The organism is Pseudoalteromonas caenipelagi, from assembly GCF_013140855.1.
Classification (GTDB): domain Bacteria; phylum Pseudomonadota; class Gammaproteobacteria; order Enterobacterales; family Alteromonadaceae; genus Pseudoalteromonas; species Pseudoalteromonas caenipelagi.
Window position 1 is genome coordinate 858,393 of sequence record NZ_JABBPG010000001.1, and the last position, 19,184, is coordinate 877,576.

13 protein-coding genes are annotated in these 19,184 nt (G+C 42.0%); 6 read left to right on the forward strand and 7 right to left on the reverse strand.

Annotation, left to right across the window (positions count from 1 at the left end; all coding sequences use genetic code 11):
* Window positions 1–155 precede the first annotated feature (155 nt).
* Window positions 156–1,301, reverse strand: coding sequence for a dicarboxylate/amino acid:cation symporter (locus tag HG263_RS03765; protein WP_171624716.1), 1,146 nt, complete (start codon window positions 1,299–1,301; stop codon window positions 156–158).
* A gap of 289 nt (window positions 1,302–1,590) precedes the next feature.
* Here HG263_RS03765 and HG263_RS03770 point away from each other — a divergent pair, with 289 nt between their 5' ends.
* The 3 genes from HG263_RS03770 (at window position 1,591) to HG263_RS03780 (ending at window position 6,025) form a co-directional block, all read left to right on the forward strand.
* Entirely contained in the window at window positions 1,591–3,897 is a 2,307-nt protein-coding gene (locus HG263_RS03770; RefSeq protein WP_439331980.1) for a carbohydrate binding family 9 domain-containing protein, read from the forward strand.
* Window positions 3,898–4,036: 139 nt separating this feature from the next.
* Window positions 4,037–5,005, forward strand: a complete 969-nt coding sequence (gene cysK, locus HG263_RS03775) for a cysteine synthase A (RefSeq protein ID WP_171624718.1) — start codon at window positions 4,037–4,039, stop codon at window positions 5,003–5,005.
* Between the two features lie 120 nt (window positions 5,006–5,125).
* Window positions 5,126–6,025, forward strand: coding sequence for a substrate-binding periplasmic protein (locus HG263_RS03780; protein WP_171624719.1), 900 nt, complete (start codon window positions 5,126–5,128; stop codon window positions 6,023–6,025).
* Between the two features lie 41 nt (window positions 6,026–6,066).
* On the opposite strand, the gene putP is transcribed toward HG263_RS03780, so the two are convergent.
* Window positions 6,067–7,545 carry a sodium/proline symporter PutP gene (gene putP, locus HG263_RS03785; RefSeq protein ID WP_171624720.1) on the reverse strand — a complete coding sequence of 493 codons (1,479 nt, stop codon included), beginning with the start codon at window positions 7,543–7,545 and terminating at the stop codon, window positions 6,067–6,069.
* Window positions 7,546–7,822: 277 nt separating this feature from the next.
* Between putP and HG263_RS03790 the strand changes: the two genes are divergently transcribed.
* The 3 genes from HG263_RS03790 (at window position 7,823) to HG263_RS03800 (ending at window position 11,534) form a co-directional block, all read left to right on the forward strand.
* The gene (locus tag HG263_RS03790) at window positions 7,823–9,052 is read left to right on the forward strand and encodes an EAL and HDOD domain-containing protein (protein WP_171624721.1); all 1,230 of its coding nucleotides are present in this window, start codon (window positions 7,823–7,825) and stop codon (window positions 9,050–9,052) included.
* Between the two features lie 110 nt (window positions 9,053–9,162).
* Entirely contained in the window at window positions 9,163–11,181 is a 2,019-nt protein-coding gene (locus HG263_RS03795; RefSeq protein WP_171624722.1) for a TonB-dependent copper receptor, read from the forward strand.
* Window positions 11,182–11,315: 134 nt separating this feature from the next.
* Window positions 11,316–11,534 (forward strand): DUF3820 family protein, encoded by a 219-nt coding sequence (locus tag HG263_RS03800; RefSeq protein WP_171624723.1) that lies wholly within the window; start codon window positions 11,316–11,318, stop codon window positions 11,532–11,534.
* Here HG263_RS03800 and HG263_RS03805 read toward each other — a convergent pair.
* From HG263_RS03805 to ilvY, 5 genes are all read right to left on the reverse strand, one after another.
* On the reverse strand, window positions 11,531–12,529 hold the full coding sequence (locus HG263_RS03805; RefSeq protein WP_171624909.1) for a sterol desaturase family protein: 999 nt from the start codon (window positions 12,527–12,529) through the stop codon (window positions 11,531–11,533). The two genes, HG263_RS03800 and HG263_RS03805, sit on opposite strands and share 4 nt — an antisense overlap.
* A 64-nt stretch (window positions 12,530–12,593) precedes the next feature.
* Entirely contained in the window at window positions 12,594–14,819 is a 2,226-nt protein-coding gene (locus HG263_RS03810; RefSeq protein ID WP_171624724.1) for a TonB-dependent receptor family protein, read from the reverse strand.
* A complete protein-coding gene (locus tag HG263_RS03815; protein WP_171624725.1) occupies window positions 14,812–16,080 on the reverse strand; it encodes an imelysin family protein in 1,269 nt (422 codons plus the stop codon). The genes HG263_RS03810 and HG263_RS03815 overlap by 8 nt, the downstream gene beginning before the upstream one ends.
* Window positions 16,081–16,166: 86 nt before the next feature.
* Window positions 16,167–17,906 carry a DUF4856 domain-containing protein gene (locus tag HG263_RS03820; protein ID WP_171624726.1) on the reverse strand — a complete coding sequence of 580 codons (1,740 nt, stop codon included), beginning with the start codon at window positions 17,904–17,906 and terminating at the stop codon, window positions 16,167–16,169.
* 299 nt (window positions 17,907–18,205) lie between these two features.
* Window positions 18,206–19,108: an HTH-type transcriptional activator IlvY gene (ilvY, locus tag HG263_RS03825; protein WP_171624727.1), complete on the reverse strand. Its 903-nt coding sequence runs from the start codon at window positions 19,106–19,108 to the stop codon at window positions 18,206–18,208.
* Window positions 19,109–19,184: the final 76 nt, after the last annotated feature.

The window sequence follows — 19,184 nt, forward strand, 5'->3', positions numbered from 1 at the left end:
CCTTGGCCGTCATGTTTCTTATTTTACAACGTATCAAGTTACCATACCAATATATAAATTATTAAATATTCACAAAAAACAGGCGAATTAGTTTACAAAATACTCACATGTCAGTGGTGCCAAACGTAGCTATTAGTCTAGTGCAATATCTTATTCTACGCTCGTTGAGAAAAACGATTGACCCACAGTGCAATCACGCCGTCCCCTGTTACATTACATGCTGTACCAAAACTATCTTGTGCTAGATACAGTGCTATCATCAAAGCAACCGCTGCTTCATCGAATCCTAGCATTGAGGTAAGCAGGCCTAAAGCTGACATTACCGCCCCTCCAGGAGCCCCAGGGGCAGCTATCATAACGATACCAAGCATAAGTACAAATGGCAGCATTTGTACTAACGATGGTACCGCCATGGTTGGTGAAAGTAACATAACTGCCATAGCGCATGTAACAATAGTAATAGTCGATCCTGACAAATGAATCGTAGCACATAAAGGAACGGAGAAATTAGCGACTTCTTCTTTAACACCATTCGCTTTACTCGCTCGCAGTGATACCGGAATAGTTGCTGCGCTGGACATAGTACCGATTGCGGTAAAATAAGCAGGTAGCATGTTCTTGACGAGCTCTACAGGGCTACGCTTAAGTAAAATACCGCTCCCCACATATAGCAAGCTCAGCCATAACCAGTGCATTACGATAGCCGCTATCAGTACAACACCAAATGTACTCAACGTATCTGCTACTGTTCCTGCGACTGCCATTTCTGCGAAGACGCCCGCAATGTAAATTGGTAGTGCTGGAATAATAACCTTAGCCAGTAACGCATCGATGACATCGCGTCCTTGATCAACCACCTCTTTGAGTCTTGACAAGTTTAGCTGACTAATACCTATACCAAAAATAAATGCTGTTGCTAATGCAGTCATTACGCCCATTAAAGGCGGGATCTCTAAATTAATGTAACTCTTAACTTCATTGCCCGAAGCGGCTTCATAACCAATGGCTCCGTCAAAGAAAGGAATAAATGCATTGACCAGTAATACGGTCAAAATACCAGCAACAATGGTCGAACCATATGCAAAGCCAACAGTCTTACCGAGTAAGTGTCCTGATCCCTGAGGCAAACCAGCAATACCTGATGCGATAAAAAATAAAATGATTAACGGAATAGTAAAACTAATCAATTGGCCTACAATCACTTTGGCTGTATATAGCAATTCTACCAACCCCATTGGGAGATAAAAACCAACCAAAATTCCGCCTAAAATACCTGCAATAAGTTTAAGAATTAACGACATAATACTTCTCTAACTAAAACGATGCGTTGTTGTATCACGTTTTGTAAAGCAATTGCCACAAATGTATTAATTTGCCTGTAAACTTATGTAAAGTGTACAGTGCAACTATGAGTATTTATTGGTCTGCTGCTAGATTATGTGTATTTTTCAAACCGTTCTACTCACCCCATTTAACTGCAATCCAGCGCGAAAAATTTGTTTACACCTACGCCATGTTATTTAATACCGTTTACATTTTTTAGATAGTTTTAGTTGTATGATACGCAAAGTTATTCTCGTTTTAGCCTCAATGGTTACTGCAACCGCCATAGCTGATGAGCAAGCCACTCCCCTGCCATTTATAAGCACTAATGCAACAATTGACGGTAAGCTTGATGAGCAGGTATGGCAACAAGCAAAAAAAATCGCCATCAACAATGTAACGTGGCCGCAAGAAAACATCCCCAGCCCAGTGTCAACAACCGCATACGTATATGAAAATGGCACATCGCTGTTTGTAGCGTATCGAGCAAACGACCCTAATCCGGAACTGATTCGCGCTTTTTATAAAGACAGGGATAGAGTGTGGAATGATGATCTTGTTGGATTAAAAATAGACTCGTTCAATAGCGGACGCAGCGCCTATCAATTTTTTATCAATCCTTTAGGTGTACAACTTGATTCAATCGAAAACGAGTTAACTAAAAGCGAAGATAGCTCGTGGAATGGAATCTGGGACAGTGCTGGTACGATTGATGAACAAGGCTATACAGTGGAAATAGAAATTCCCTTGCGTGTGCTTAATTTTGATGACAGCAAGCAAGTTAAAAACATGGCAATGGAGTTTGTTAGGTTTTTACCTCGCGACCAACGTCTCAGGTTGTCAAATATGCAGATATCGCATGCCAACAGCTGCTGGATATGCCAAATGCCTGAATATTCTGGTTTTGAAAAAGCAAAACAAGGTAATAACGTTGCCATCATCCCTTCATTAGTACTGAGTAAATCTCAAACTAGAGACATTGATGGCAGTAATGTGCCTGATTGGCAAGATAATGATAAATCTGAGCCCAGCTTAGATGTAAAATGGGCGATTACCCCAGATACGACAATAAATGCCACACTTAACCCTGACTTTTCACAAGTTGAAGCAGATACTGGACAACTCAGTGTAAATAATAGTTTTAGTTTGTTTTTCCCTGAAAAACGTGCATTTTTCCTCGATAATGCCGACTACTTTTCTTCTCATTTAAACTTAATTCATACAAGAAATATCGCTGCACCTGATTATGGTATAAAGCTATCAGGCAACAAGCTTGGGCATACGTATGGTCTGTTTGTCACCAATGATGAACACCTTAACGTGTTAGTACCTGGTAATTTAGGCTCAAATGTTGTGTCGTTAGAACAAAAAAGTAATAACGCTGCTCTTCGCTATCGCTACGATGTAAATGATGGCCTTTCGATTGGCTCTAGCGCTACCCTTAGAGACTCAGAAGACTATAAAAATCAACTTATAAGTTTTGATACGAAATACAAACCAACAACCAGCGATACGTTTAAAGTTCAACTACTTCGTTCAAATACACAATATAGTCAAGCATTTGCAGATGAGATATGTGACGGGAATGATGGGGACTGTGCACAGCTTCCCAGCAGTGAATGTGTACAAGGTCAAGACTGTGATTTTAATGAAGGCGTTTTGCGCACACTAAACCAAGATGACTTGGATGGCTTAGGCTACTTTTTAAATTATGAGCACAATACCAAGCATTGGCGAACATTCACGAGCTATCAAAACTACGATGAAGGCCTCAGAGCCGATATGGGCTTTATGTCTCAAGTGGACTTCAACAAGTTTTTAGCTGGTTTTGAGTATCGCTGGTATGGCGAACAGGATACTTGGTGGAACCGAGCACGTTGGTACACCGATTGGGATATTACACATAATGACGACGGAGCATTATTAGAAAAAGAGATCCAAACAAATATTGCCATAGATGGCCCCCTGCAGAGCTTTATTGACATTGGTGTAGAGCACCGTAAGCGAACAGGGTTAAGACATAACAAAGCAAGTTTAAAGATTGATAATAATAGTGACCTTTTCTCAGAGAATACACTCTGGACGTATATGGAGTTTAAGCCCGTATCAGGATTATTTGCAGGATTAAACCTAAGAGCAGGTAATAAAGTAGATTTAGCTAATAACCGAGTTGGGCAAATGCGTTTTGCGCGCCCTGTTATTAACCTAAGTTTAGGGAAACACTTTGAAGTTAATTTTAGACACAGCTATGAAACGCTTGATGCAGACGATGCACTTGTGTACACAGCTAACCTAACCGACGTGCGTTTAACTTATCAATTCAATATCAACAGTTATCTACGCATAGCTGTGATCTATACAGATATCGATAGGAATACCGAGAACTATATTGACGATGTAGATGCGCAATATAAAAGCTTAAGTACACAACTTTTGTATTCATACAAGATCAATCCTCAAACGGTATTTTTTGCAGGCTACGCGGACAAAGGCTATCAAGACGATGATTTGTCTAAATTGAGCAAAGATGAAAAAACATTCTTCGCCAAGTTTAGTTATGCTTGGCTAATGTAAAAGAATAAGTAAAGCTTTTTATATTTCTTTTGGCTATAAGCAAATTTGATATATCTTATAGCCATTCCTTACTTCAGTTTTACACACAGCCAAGTAAAGTGTGATGTTAAGTAAAACCTATAGCACCTAAGGGAACACAATGTCTAAGATTTTCGCTGATAACAGCCTAACTATTGGTCAAACTCCGATTGTAAAATTAAACCGCGTAACTGGCGGTAATGTGTACGCAAAAATTGAAGCGCGTAATCCAAGCTTCAGCGTAAAATGTCGTATTGGTGCTTCAATGATCTGGGAAGCTGAAAAATCTGGATTATTGACAAAAGATAAAGAGCTAATCGAGCCTACTTCTGGCAACACGGGGATTGCGCTAGCATTTGTCGCTGCGTCTCGCGGTTATAAATTAACGTTAACAATGCCTAACACCATGAGCTTAGAACGTCGCAAACTGTTAAAAGCACTAGGTGCAAACCTAGTACTAACGGAAGGCGCTAAAGGGATGAAAGGGGCTATTGAAAAAGCCAATGAAATTCAGGCGAGCAACCCAGAAAAGTATATTCTTCTGCAACAGTTTGAAAACCCTGCTAACCCTAAGATTCACTTTGAAACAACTGGTCCAGAGATTTTTGATGCGATGGACGGAAAAGTTGATTACTTCATTGCAGGTGTTGGTACAGGCGGAACTATTACTGGTACTACGCGCTTCCTTAAAAAGGAAAAAGGGGTGGATGTTAAAGCGATTGCAGTTGAGCCAGTTGACTCACCAGTGATCACGCAAACTCTTGCTGGAGAAGAAATTAAACCAGGTCCTCACAAAATACAAGGTATCGGCGCAGGTTTCATTCCTGGTAACTTAGACCTTGAATTAATTGATGGCACTGAACTTGTTTCAAACGAAGAAGCAATCGAAATGGCACACCGATTAATGAAAGATGAAGGTATTTTAGTTGGTATTTCATCGGGTGCAGCTGTTGTCGCAGCTAAACGTATCGCAGAAAAACCTGAAAATGCAGATAAGAACATCGTGGTAATTTTACCAAGTGCAACAGAGCGTTATTTATCTAGCCCGCTATTTGCTGATGAGTTTTCAGAACAAGAGTTAGTTCAGTAACAAACAGTTTAAACTCTATAAAAGCCGGCTTAAGCCGGCTTTTTTGTTCCTAAAAAAGTTTGAAATATAACAATATTTTCCTAAACTTAAGTCACTATCAGCTAGAGCGATTTAAGTGATATGCGTATTATACTGGCATTGCTATTAACGCTAATCCCATTTACTACTCCGGCACAAGATGTCGTCAACGTTGGCTACTTTAAAAACGCCACTTATCAACTTGTGCAAGGTAGTACTTATAAGAATGGCTACCTCTACAACGCGAATGGCCGAAAGAAAATGCTTCGTGTCGTTACGCTTGACTGGCCACCCTACATAGGGCAAGCACTGTGTAATAAGGGCTGGGTATTCCAATTTGCCATCGCACTACTTACTGAGCAAGATTATCCAGTTTACATCGAGTTTTTGCCTTGGGCACGGGCCGTAAGAGACACCGAAACTGGCAAGGCTGATATCCTCATGCCCGAATACTATATAGAAGATTCAGCCCCCTCAGATTATATTACCGGTAAAACACGCCGAGAAGTTTTAGCCCTGTCTAACTCCTTTCCGGGTGGAGAAATAGGGTTTTTAAAAAGAAAGGGAGACAAAGATCGCTTCGATGGCAATTTAAGTTCACTTAAGGGCCAAAAGATTGGAGTCGTGAGAGGTTATCAAAATACCCCCGAATTTGATGCCATGATGGACAATGGTGAGTTTGTTATTGTGGAAGCCGTTGATGACTTACAGCTTGTGAAACTATTAGTTGCCAAACGTGTAGATTTAATTATTGGCGACCCAAAAGTACTTCGTTTTACTGTTAATTACTCAGACTTGTCGAAAAGCGAAAAAGTGAAATTACTGAGTAATATTGAAAACGAGAGTAAACCAATCAAATACAATCATCTTTATTTTGCGTTGAGTAAAAAAACAGCTCAATGGCGTCAAGTATTAGATGATATAAACAAAAGCTTATATCAATTTAGTAATCGAGGCGAAACACAAAGAATTATCGATATGGGGAATTTAGAGTGCTTTTAAAAAAGAGCGCCAACTGGCGCTCTTTTTTAATCGGGCATGACTTAAAGCTCGGTTTGTACTTTTTTGAATAGCTCTTGAACAGGCTCGCTTGGTTCAGAAGTCGCTAAACTTACACCAATAATTGCCGCAGAAGATACTATGAAACCTGGTATGATTTCATAGATACATGCACTGAGTGTTTCGCCATTAATTGTAACAGGTGCATAGATCCAAAATAGTACCGTAGCAGCACCAGATACCATACCTGCTAGTGCGCCATAGAAGTTCATTCGTTGCCAAAATAGACTCAACAACACTAATGGTCCAAATGCCGCACCAAACCCTGCCCATGCGTTACTAACTAAACTGAGAATTGAACTATCTCTATCATATGCCAAATAAATAGCACACAATGCAACAGCAACAACGCTTAAGCGGCCCACCAAGACAAGCTCTTTGTCAGTGGCTTCTCTGTGCACAAAAATCTTGTAGAAATCTTCTGTTAAAGAGCTAGAGCTCACCAAAAGCTGCGACGAGATGGTACTCATGATGGCCGCTAAAATAGCTGCAAGTAAAAATCCAGCAATTAACGGATGGAATAATAATTGAGAAAGAATGAGGAAGATTGTTTCAGGATCGTCCACAACAATACCCTTTTCATAAGAATAAGCTGCACCAAATAATCCAGTGCCGACAGCGCCTAAGGCTGCAACAATCATCCATGTCATACCAATTCGACGTGCCGTTGGCATATCCTTAACACTACGTACCGACATAAAGCGCACAATAATATGTGGCTGACCAAAGTACCCTAATCCCCACGACATCGCTGAGACAATCCCGATCGCGCCACCAGCTCCTACCCATGTCAACATGTTAGGGTTTACCGAGTTTAGCGTTGAGGACAGTGGTGCATCTAATAAGGAATATGTCACCACCGGTACAAGGATCAAGGCAATAAACATAATGCAACCTTGTACAAAGTCAGTCAGGCTAACCGCTAAAAAGCCACCAAATAAGGTATATAACACAACGACACCCGTGGTGATATAAAGTCCCGACTCGTAACTCATGCCAAAAGAGCTTTCAAAAAGCTTGCCACCAGCTACTACACCTGATGAGGTATACAAGGTAAAAAATACGATTATCACAAGCGCTGACACGATACGTAGCGCATTGCCTCTGTCTTCAAAGCGATTAGCAAAATAATCTGGGATGGTGATCGAATCGTTGGCAAGCTCAGTGTAAACACGCAGTCTAGGTGCTACCAAAAAGTAGTTTAGCCAAGCACCAATAATTAAACCAATCGCTATCCAAGTGCTGCTAAAACCAGATACAAACATCGCCCCTGGCAAGCCCATTAAGATCCAACCACTCATGTCTGAAGCGCCTGCAGAGAGCGCTGCTACACTCGGCGGCAAGCTGCGTCCACCTAGCATATAACCAGATACATCACTGGTTGATTTACGATAAGCGTACAGGCCTATGCCCAACATAACCACAAAGTATATGACTAACGAAATAATCGTGCCTAATTCCAAAGTTACCTCCTTCGTTATGGGCACCCTACTCAATGACAACTATCCAGCACGTACCTTTCTTATTGTCATTAAAAAGAGAGCCTTATTTGTTTTGCCCGACTATAACATGAATAAACGACACACCCCAGCATAGTCGCTCGAGTAGATTTTAGGTCTTTTTGTTCAGCAACTATAAAGGCTTTCTCACGTAAAAAAGGATTGATTAAAAAGCTAAAAATAGTGAAATAGGACCAACTGAACTATTATTTAGACAGTTAGGTTCGATTTTTTGATAGTTATGAACTTTTACGCTGCCCGACAACCTATTTTTGACAGTGACAATAAACCGATAGGCTATGAGATATTATTTCGTAATGGGCCCAACAACGAGTTCCCGGGTATTAATGCTGATAAAGCAACATCTCAATTGCTAGAAGGCAGCCAGTTTTATTTTGAGCTTGAAGAGCTTAGCAACCACAAACCCGCTTTCATAAACTTCACTCTAAATACGCTCGTACTTGGCTATCCTTTTATGCTGTCGCCACAGCATATGGTAATAGAAGTCGTTGAGTCTATCGAACCTGGCAAAAGGCTTCTCGAGTGCACAAAAGCACTCCATAAAAAGGGTTATCGTGTTGCTTTAGATCATTACCGCCATCAAGCAGCTTGGCGCCATTTTTACCCATATATTAAGTATCTAAAAATCGACGTAACATCAACGCCTTGGCCAGAAATTCAACTGATAAAAAAAGAAATCCAGCAGCATAAGCATATCCAACTCATCGCTGAAAAAGTCGAAACCCATCAACAGTTAGAGCAACTTAAAGAACTTGGCTTTCAATTTTTTCAAGGCTTTTATTTTGCTAAGCCTGAAATGCTAGAAAGTAAAATGTTTAGTGCAAGTGAGCTATCCATTACCAAATTACTCAGTGAAACGGCTAATGAATATGTCGACGTCAAAAGGTTAACGCCTATATTTGAGCGTGATGTAAATTTATCTTACAAGCTATTACGTTATACCAATTCAGCTATTTTCAAACGTAGAACAAAAATAAGTAATATTAAGCAAGCTTTAGTAACCTTGGGTAATCAGGAGCTTAAAAAGTTTTTATCTTTGATGTTTGCGGCACAAATATCGCCAGACAAGCCGGCTGAGCTAATTAAAATGTCGCTCACTAGGGCCAGATTTTGTGAGCAACTTGCGCTTAATGCCAACAGTAAAAAATATGTTGGCCCTGCTTTTTTAACCGGTATGATGTCTCTTATCGATGCAATTCGAGATGATAGTATGGAAAATATAATGGGTCACTTACCGCTCGTTGACTCAATCAAACAAGCCTTAGTTGTCCGCGAAGGACCATTGGCCCACTTACTTCTTATCGTGCAAAGCTATGAGCAAGCTGACTGGCTCACAGCTCAAAAACAATGTCGAGCATTAAATATTAACCCCGAGATCTTGCCGTTAATTTATAATGATGCGCTTAGTTGGTGTGATGAGCAGATGCAAGTGCTCGCGTGTGAGATATAAGCAATAAACGCTTTCATTTGAATGCACCGAGTAGGTGCGACAATGTGTCGCATTCCAAAGTGCGCAGTAATAGATAAAATTCTCTCCAAGTATAAGATTGGTAGAGACCCATGAGAAAAACACTTCTAAATATCGCGTTATTAAGCTCACTAAACTGTGCAGCCGCTGACGACTCTCTTGAACACATAATTGTTATCGCACCGATGCATTCTCCACTAACGATAAACACAGACCCCAAATTACCTCGCCAACCGTTGCCAGCTCAAGATGGCGCTGATTTGCTCTCCAGCATTACTGGATTCTCAATGATCAAAAAAGGCGCAGCGAGTAGCGACCCGGTATTTAGAGGCATGGCAGGTTCACGGCTAAATATTATCACTGATGGTGGTTTAACACTTGGTGGGTGCGGTTCAAGGATGGATCCGCCAACCGCTTATATCACGCCACAAACTTACGACAAGGTAAAAGTAATTAAGGGCCCGCAAACGGTGATTTACGGCTCAGGTAATAGTGCTGCGACTGTGGTTTTTGAGCGAGAAAGCGAGCGAATGCTTGATACGCAAGTAACCGGATTCGTCAATGTGGTTGCTAGCAACGCACACAGGCGAGGACTCAGCAGTGATATCAAACTTGGCACAGCTGATTACTTTGTTCGTTTTGCAGGCAGTTATAACCGTGCAGACGATTATGAAGATGGTGATGGCACCCCTGTTCACTCACACTATAAACGCTGGAACAATGATATTGAGCTTGCCTACACGCCAGCTGACGATAAAACCATCAGCCTGACTTTTGGCAGAAGTGATGGTGAAGTCGCTTATGCAGATAGAATGATGGATGGCAGTCTGTTTGATAGAACACACGCTGCTATTTCGACAGATTGGGCCTTAGAGCTGCCATATATCAACCGTGTTGAAGCCCAGTGGTATTATAATTACGTCGATCACATCATGGATAATTATTCGCTGCGACGCTTTAAGCCCAACATGATGATGAAAAACCCCACCGCTTCTAACCCTGACAGGCGCTCTTCCGGTGCTAAAGTGCTACTAAATGCCCAAGTTAACTCAAATAACGACCTTGTATTTGGCGTAGATATGCAACAGGACAAACACCGAAACCGCAGCAGTCGTGACCAATTTAATAACCCTGTAACCAACATGACTCGCGTGAGTGATGCCATTTTTAATAAAGTGGGGGTATTTGCAGAGCACACTTATACGCTCAGCAGCAACCAACAAATTATTTCAGGTTTGCGACTCGACAATTGGCGTGTCAGCGATGAGCGCCAATCCATCACGGTAATGAAAAACACGATAGCAAATCCTACTGCTTCATTGACGCGAAAAGACAGCCTTTGGAGTGGCTTTTCCCGATTTGTTATTCAGCAAGATAAGGCCCAATATTATGTTGGCTTAGGTCACGCCGAGCGCTTTCCCGACTATTGGGAGTTAATGGGCGCAAACCGTGCAGCCCCCAACAACCCCAGCGCTTTTTTAACCGACACCGAAAAGACCGACCAACTTGATTTAGGCATGTTGTATAAGAGCCCTAAATGGCAAGCAAACATCTCTTTATTTTATAACCGCATAAATGACTTTATTTTGATTGATAACCAATTCGAACAAAATTCGATGAACCGCAATGTCACTCGAAATATCGATGCACAAACGATTGGTTTTGAGGCTGAAGCTTCCTATCAATTAAACGAAAATTGGCAAGCCAGTAGCAGTGCAAGCTATGTGCGTGCAAATAATTTGACCGACCATACACCCTTAGCTCAGCAACCGCCGATGCAAATGCGCTTTTCATTTAACTATGAACGCGATAATTGGCAAGCAGGCCTACTTTGGACAGTAGCAGCAGCACAACACCGTATATCACTCGGGCAAGGCAGCATTGCAGGTCAAGATGTTGGGCCAACCAGTGGCTTTGGCACGCTGTCACTCAATGCGCGTTATCGCTTGGCATCGGGACTTGATTGGAGCGCAGGAGTCGATAACCTCTTTGATAAAACGTATGCGCAGCATTTGAGTAAATCAGGCGCGGCAGTAAGCGGCTATCAGCAAATTGATAAAGTCAATGAGCCCGGCATGACGATATGGAGCAATATCAACTGGCGTTTTTGATACATAGCCTCTGCTGCAAATAAACCCAAACCTGAGGTTATTAACGCCAACACCGAAAGCGGATGCTCGCTTTCGGTGTAACTGCTTGGATAACTTGTTACACTAATGCATATTTCTACACGCTAAGTTCTCAGATGCAAAATCAGCAAGCGCTCGTTGACGCCATAAATACTAAGATGCCTTTTGGCAAATATGCAGGGACCCCATTATTATTGTTACCTGAGCCTTATGTTGTTTGGTTTAAACAAAAGGGGTTTCCACAAGGAAAACTGGGCCAACAATTGGCGATGATCTACGAAGTAAAACTCAATGGCCTTGAAAAGCTCCTGATGCCGCTATTACACAAACATTAAAGTTTGTTATCTAGTTTTGTAGACGCATGTTGGGATGTGCCCTTTTTCCTGATTAGCGTTGTAAAGGCTGCTTTTATTGGCTTTAGATAGATAGCAGACAGTGAATCATGACCTGCGTCATATTGCCCTACACCAATGTTAATTTTAGGTGCTGAAGAGGATTTTATCAGCGAGCCGTACATGTTATCCCATATCGCCAGCGCTGAGCCTAAGTTAGTATCAAAATGCTTAGGGTTATCACTATGATGGATCTGATGCTGAGCCGGGCTAATAAACCAACCTTCTAGTTTGTCTCCCCAACTAAAGCGAATATGAGAGTGCCTTAAATTCGCGCCCAAAATATTAAAGGCAAATACAAACGCATTAGCGCCAAGAATGTCGTACATACTGAGACCCGTGCCAAAAAAATGGTATCCAAAGCCGACAACGAGCCCCTGTGTTAATGCCATTCGACAAGCATAAAGATAGCTTTCAACGGGGTGCGAGCGATAAATCGTAAATGGCGTTAAGACCTTTGCCGAATGATGAACTTTATGAAACTCCCATAAAAACGGGACTTTGTGTAACAGTAGATGCAATAAAAAACGCGTTAAATCATCAACAATAAACAGCATCAAAGTAAATATGCCGATCACCGCGGCTTCTGACCAACCAAGGTGTAAAGGTTGACCAAATAACCACTGCAGTGCATCTGTGGTAAAAATAGCAACAGGGACCATAGTTAATACGATTGGTGCAAATAGCGCTGCTTTTAGTAACACATTGGTAATGAGCAGACAATAATCAAGTTTGGCACTTTGGCTAAGCCATACGCTTTTGGGGAATAAAAACATTAAAAAGCCAGCGAATGAACGCTGCGCTCTTTCTTGGGATGCAAAATAAACAGGCACGGCCATTAGCACTGCACTTAGCAGGTAAGGAATATAAATACGTTTATTTGCATCTAGCAAATAAGTTGGCAGCGAAATAAAACTTTGCCACATTTGCTCTAACATCATTTACCTCAAAAAAAGGGTCAACCACGTGACCCTTAATTATCTTTCAGTATTAAGTTATCGTTTAAAACTGATACTTATATCCTAACGAGAACTGGCGTGGCTTGCCTGGGCGAGCACCGTATGGGCGACGACTCACCACCTCAGTTTCATCTAGTAGGTTGTCTACTTTTGCATAGATACGACCATACTGACCTAAATCATAACTGGCCGAAAGGTCTACAACCATATTTGAAGGCACTTTGTTACCCGCCAAAGGTATTTTGGTCTGTGCGCCGGTCTCTTCATTTGTCCAACTCACACCTGCAGCTTCGGGCATAGAGCTCACATATTTCACGGCTACAGACAGCTGCCAATCTTGTGCAGCTAGACCAATATTAAAGGTTGCTTGATGGTTAGGCAAATAAGGCAGTTCGTCACCTTTTTTAACTCGACCCCACTGTGCAAACTCAGAGTCTAAGTCATGTTGAAACTCACTTTTGGTGTAGGTATATACAAACCCATAAGGAATTTCTAATTGCAGATTTAACGGATAGCTTTGTGAAAATTGCGCTTCGATGCCATATACATCAACTTCACCACCGTTAAACTCTTGATCAATTTGATCGCCAATACCACAGTTTGATTGACTACAACTTTCTTTTAAGTTGCTGTAGTCATTATAAAAGCTAACCAGCTCTAGCTGAGTAACACCATCGTTAAAACGGCCACCAAACTCATAGTTTACGCTTTTTTCAAGCTTGATATCATTTTCCTGCGCTGGTGAGAATGGCACAAACCCTTGGTGTACACCAAACAACAGTCCTGACTGCTCAGACAACTTATAAAAGCCACTCACACCAGGTAACCAGATGCGCGTTGTTTTATCTTGCCAATCAAGCACATCTTTGTTGTTTTGGTAATGCATATCCATCAGTTCGCCGCGCACACCCACACCCAGTGTTAACGCGTCAAGTGTGATTTGATCTTCCATATACATCGACCACGCATCTGTAGACTCAATATCAAGCGTAGTAAATACTTTATCTTGGCCTGTATTAGCAACCTTGCCCGCAGTCATTGCATAGGTTTGCTCAAAGTGTTTACGCTCAATTTCATCTTCATGATAACGCACACCAGCAGCCAATTTATGGTCTAAGTCAAATAATTGAAACTTCACTGACGCATCAACTTGAACACCTTGTGAGAAGTATTCACGATCATTTGTACCCATGGTTAAGAAAATAGCGCTACGACCTGCTTGCACTGAATCTTGCTGACCGGCTATCACCGCATATTCATCAGCGTACAGACTAGGGTCAGCCAAAATTGCCGATAAAGAGCCACTGGTGTTGGTTAAACCATTTAGTTTACGCCAAGCACGTTCATAATCGTTACGATAAACGCGTGTGGTTACTTTTACATCGTCACTTTCTAAGTAATGAGAAAACATCACTTGTTGGTGTTTTGTATCCATCAATGCGTCTTGAGATGCAGCATAACGTCTGTAAGGGGTCTGGGCAAAATCAGCATCCGTTAGACCTAAATAGGTTTCATCCGATTCTTCATCAGAATAAGACAATTTCAGCCCAAATGTATGGTCAAACCCACCTGTACGCATTTTGTAGTTAAACTTGGCTAAAATATCGTTTTTATTAAAGCCTGTATCACCACCGCCATCTAAGTCTTTAAAGCCATCAGCTTTGAGGTTAACCCCTTCAACTAAAAACCCAACATTGTTGACGACTGAACCAAAGTAGCCATGTGCTTTTTGGTAGCCATCGGTACCTGTAGCAACATCAATACCACCCTCTGTAAACTCTGGCACTTGGCGCGTTACTAGGTTAATTGTACCCGCTACAGTCTGTGGGCCATATTTGATAGCCGCAGGCCCTTTAAATACTTCAACTGCCGTCATGCGGGTTGTGACTGGAAAGTAGTAAGCTGCAGGTGCAGAGTAAGGAGACGGGCCAATTAACACTCCATCTTCTAAGATAGTAATCTTTTTACTGCGCTCTGGTGTTACGCCACGAAAACCGATGTTTGGGCGTAGTCCGTAACCATCCTCTTCACGGATATTCACCCCTGGCACCGACGCTAAAATACGATGAATGTCATCATACTCATACTTAGCCAGTTGCTCTTCAGTTAACAAAGTTGCAGAGCCGGCTTCAGTGCGCAACTTGTCATAATGACTCAAGATCTGAATGTGTTCTAGATTGTCATCATTATCAGCTGCAAATGCACTTGGTATAGCAACCGCTACTGCCAACGCTAACATAGATTTTTGCATAAAAGGTCCCTTAGTCATTATCACCTGCCGACGTTTTTGGAAGTTCTAGCGCAAGCTTATTAATAAAGTCATTTTTAAGCTGATCGGTCACCGCTTTTACTTTGCCATGGGTGCTGGCCACGCCGGCTTCATCGTCTGTAATTGCAGTTTGCAAGTTACCTTCTAGCGCATTGGCGGCAGCCTTTGCCTCGGCAATACCTTGTAGCATTTTCTGCTTGGTGTCTGATGCTTGTTGTTCATCTAAAAAGTCATCAAACCCTGTTGCTTCAGCACCCGCGTTACCACCTAAGAACAGCTGTTCAAAAGCAGCAATATTCGCTTTAATGTTTTCAATTGAGTGCTTAGCATAGACCGACTCTACCGCTTCCGGGCACGCCTCTAAACCACAACTATTAGCAAACAACCCTAGTGGCGTTGCCAATTTGTAATCTTTAAGTTCTTCGGTCATATAAAACAATGCATCAGAGATTTCATTAATGGCTTTGGTTTTTGACTCAAACTTATTGCCAGGTTGCCCTGCTGTTTTTAGCACCTGGCCGTAACCTTGCTCTCCGCCCCACTGATTTAACAATGTTTGTGCTGAATGGCTGAGATCGCTTGCCACTTCAACTGCAAACTTACAACGCGCCACTTTACGAGTTTGCTCTGCGCGAGTATTCCAATCAGCTAATACTTCGCCAGCCGTTATGCTTGAACAGCTATAGTTTAAGTGCTCATTGAACAGTAAGTACTCTAGTGCATCTAAACCACGTCGCTTGTCTGAGCGATTACGTATGTTGTAGGCAACACCATTTATATCACCCTGCTCAAAAAACACCACGTCTTGGTCAACACTACAGGTACTGGCATTTGGCCAAGAGTAAATGTCGTTACGTAGCGATTTATCATTTTCAAGCAACGGGCCAACTATCATAAGCTCAGCATGCTGCCAGCTTATCATGGTTTCACGCCACGCATTTTGTGCTCCTAGCATGGCATTATCTCGTGCTGCTTTTGCTGCATCATCTTGCATGCTTGGGTCATAGCTACTTTCTAAATCGCAGTAAGTTTTAACTTGCGTGGGTAGTGATTGTGCTTTACTTGCAAACGCTTCAAAAGTAGGGGTAATAACGTTGTCGGTTAAATTAACCAGCAATGCTTGCTGATCAAAGTTAATCGTGACGTTCCCATTGTTGTTTGAGAAGTTCTCGCCTTCAGAACTTGAGGTACTCTCACCGCAACCACTCAACAGTGCAGCCAGTGTAGTGGCCAGCAGCAAAGGTTTTAATGTTGGTGTCATCAATAGCCTCTTTTATTCGATTTCTTATATGACAAAAGGCTAGCTTCGAAAAGCTAACCTTTTTAACTGTTTTAAATGTGAAAGTATTACCAGTTGGCAACGACTTCGCTATCAAAGCTATATACTTGCTGTAAAATATCGCGTGCTTGTTTTAGCTGTGCGATATAAGCTGTCATATCCGCCTCGGCACCAACCACTGGTTTATTGCCAATGAGTGTATGCATTTGTGCAAACTTGCCTGCATTAGCCTCGCTGTTAAACGGTGACTCTGGGTTGAACTGTAGGTTAAGTGCAAAACCTTTCATTTCTGACCAATGCTTAGCAAGCGTCACAAACTTATCGGCATCATAGGTACCCGCTTTCATCTCTTCTAGATCAGCGATGCTGTCATTTATGTAGTGAACAACCGTTGCTGAGATTGATTTTTCCCAAGCTGCAGTTGCAGCAACCGCATAACCTTTAAGCTCTGTTAGCTGATCTGCAGTTAATTCAGTACCTGCTTTGTCAGAAATAAGTTTACGACCAGCAAAAAATGCATCAAAGGCTTCTTTACTGTAGTCAGTTACGCCATTTGAACCTAAGTCACGCTTAGCAGCATTGGTTGAGTTACCAAAGTTGTACTCAGCGTTTAAGTCAATTTTGCCATCAGCATTGTAATCGTTTTGACCTTGCCAATCTTCACGGCCACCTTTTCCTGCGACTTCTTCATCGCTATAGCTTGCGTAGTTGCGCGCGGCGCCAAAATAACCAAAGCCTTCGTCCCATTGGTGCTCAAGATCTGAATAAGCTTTTTCACCTAGCACATTACTCGTTAACAAGCCTTTACCTGCAGTAGCATTATCAAGGTAATCATCCGTACCTTGTGAGAATGCAACAGCACCGTACAAGAATTTTTGGGTTAATTGCTTAAGATCTACGCCATCAGCCGTTACATAATGCGTTTCAATCTCTTTTCCATTGGGTGTTGAAACCGTGGTTTGCTGTACACGCTCTACAAGTTGTGCAAACAATGCATTCATTAAACCTTCAGGCGTATTAGTTGCAAGACCGGCCCAGCCTTCAAAGCTTGTGCCATCGTTCCAGTCTTTATGCTGGCCTGTTGCGTCATTACCTGCAATTTTACCGCTCAGATCTTTATGACTACCAGAGATATCTGCAAGCGTTGTTTGCTTGGAATTACCTGTAAACGTTACAGACATATTGCCTGCGATCACTTCATAATCTGCATCAGCGATTTTGTAATATTGCATCAATTTGGCAAGTAGTAAGTCTGCCGTCATGGTTTGTGCGTCAGTCGCTAAATCACTACCAATATAGTTATACAGTTCTTTAATTAATACATGGCGCGCGATTTGGCCTGAGTAAGATACGCTCGAGTCACCCGACTGGGCATTTCTAAAGTCGTAATCTTGCGCGTCAGTGACATTAAAGGTCACAGCTTGCGAGAACGTATTGTTAGCACTATCAGTCACGGTCACATCTACAGACACCTGCGACTCGGTTTCAAAATCAAGTACCGCTGAACTTTTTAATTTCAAAGACGTCGCGTCAATCTCAAAACGCTCATCTGTGGTTGCAAAAGTAAATGTTTCGCCAGAGTCAGCATCTGTCGCAGCCAAAGTACCAATAACTTGGCCTGCAACATTTTCATGAATTGCAGCTTCGCTAGTCAAAGTGATTGCAGTAGGTACTGAGTTAGTAGGCGTTGTGCTGCCATTGTCACCATTATTAGTGTTGTTATCACCTGAGCTTGAACCACCGCACGCAGTTAAACCCAGTGTTGCAACCAAAATAGAAGTAGCGAGAAGAGACTTACGTAAAACCATCAATGACTTCCTTTGAAAATTATTAAAAATTTGTATTTTTTATCTGGGGGTAAAGTATACACATATCTAAATGACAATCAATATTATTTGCGTTGCCAGCATAAACAACGCACTTATCATTTGCTATTTGTTGTTAATGTGTAAATTTACAGTCTTATCATTATTGAAGAGAAGCACCATCTGCAAAGGCTCAGTGGACATTTTATGCCTTGCCTTTTTTGTAGCAAAGACGTGAAGCACCACCAAACCCACTCGCACGATAGTTGAAAAAATAAAAACAGTCATGTTTTGATTGCCGCTTATGCAAATAACGCCGTGGCACATTGCCAAAGTGCACTTACCACTGGGTCTTGAAGCCGTTTTTGCTTACAAATCAACCCTATTTCAATTGCTTCTAGACCTTGTAGGTTGTTGGTGTCTAAGTGTTGCACTTGATTTACAAACGGGCTTTGATCTAAAACAATTTGTGGTACACACGCCACGCCAAAACCTAAACTCGCCAGTGCCACCATGGCTTCATGACCGGATACATGGGCATACACTTTGGGTGTGAGGCTCTGTGCGACACAAAAATCATCTATGCGCTCTTTTAACACACCATGCTCTGGCATAATAAACGGCAGCTTCTCCCACAAATGGCTATCTTGATGGTGTTTATTGATAAGATCAGTAAGAGGACAGTCCATTACGGGGGCGATAATGGCAAGCTCAGATTGCCCTAGTGGTAAATATGCCAAACCTTGCGGTAAATTCTCGGGCTTAACTGCGACCGCCACATCTTCTTTACCAGTGTGTACATGTTGAATTGAAAAGGCCGGATCACCAGTATTTAAATTCAACTCGATAGCAGGATACTGCTTACGAAATACCGCAAACAAATCGTAGGTAAAGCTGTACGTTGCCGTCACAGAGCAATACATACTTAGCTCCCCAGTTAAAGGGCCGTCGCTATCTTGACACTGACTTTTAAATTGCCGCCATTTAGCCAACGTTGCCTGCGCATAGTCGACAAAAGCTTTGCCATGCGCCGTGAGCTTCACACTACGGTTATCGCGAACAAACAACTCGGTACCGAGTTCTTGCTCAAGTTGTTTAATTTGCCGACTCAGCGTTGGCGCACTCACGTGGCACTGTTCGCTGGCTCGGGCAAAGTGCAATGTTTCTGCAAGTGTTAAAAAATAGCCGAGCTGTTTATGATCCACATTTTACCTTTCACTAAATGAAATACAGTAATTCAAATATATCATTTTACGTAATCATTAACAGCGCTTATGCTCA

Coding starts and splice junctions, on each gene's coding strand:
- HG263_RS03765 (WP_171624716.1), bottom strand. CDS start 1,301: ATGTCGTTAATTCTTAAACTTATTGCAGGTATTTTAGGCGGAATTTTG.
- HG263_RS03770 (WP_439331980.1), top strand. CDS start 1,591: ATGGTTACTGCAACCGCCATAGCTGATGAGCAAGCCACTCCCCTGCCA.
- cysK (WP_171624718.1), top strand. CDS start 4,037: ATGTCTAAGATTTTCGCTGATAACAGCCTAACTATTGGTCAAACTCCG.
- HG263_RS03780 (WP_171624719.1), top strand. CDS start 5,126: ATGCGTATTATACTGGCATTGCTATTAACGCTAATCCCATTTACTACT.
- HG263_RS03790 (WP_171624721.1), top strand. CDS start 7,823: ATGAACTTTTACGCTGCCCGACAACCTATTTTTGACAGTGACAATAAA.
- HG263_RS03795 (WP_171624722.1), top strand. CDS start 9,163: ATGAGAAAAACACTTCTAAATATCGCGTTATTAAGCTCACTAAACTGT.
- HG263_RS03800 (WP_171624723.1), top strand. CDS start 11,316: ATGCAAAATCAGCAAGCGCTCGTTGACGCCATAAATACTAAGATGCCT.
- HG263_RS03805 (WP_171624909.1), bottom strand. CDS start 12,529: ATGTTAGAGCAAATGTGGCAAAGTTTTATTTCGCTGCCAACTTATTTG.
- HG263_RS03810 (WP_171624724.1), bottom strand. CDS start 14,819: ATGACTAAGGGACCTTTTATGCAAAAATCTATGTTAGCGTTGGCAGTA.
- HG263_RS03815 (WP_171624725.1), bottom strand. CDS start 16,080: ATGACACCAACATTAAAACCTTTGCTGCTGGCCACTACACTGGCTGCA.
- HG263_RS03820 (WP_171624726.1), bottom strand. CDS start 17,906: ATGGTTTTACGTAAGTCTCTTCTCGCTACTTCTATTTTGGTTGCAACA.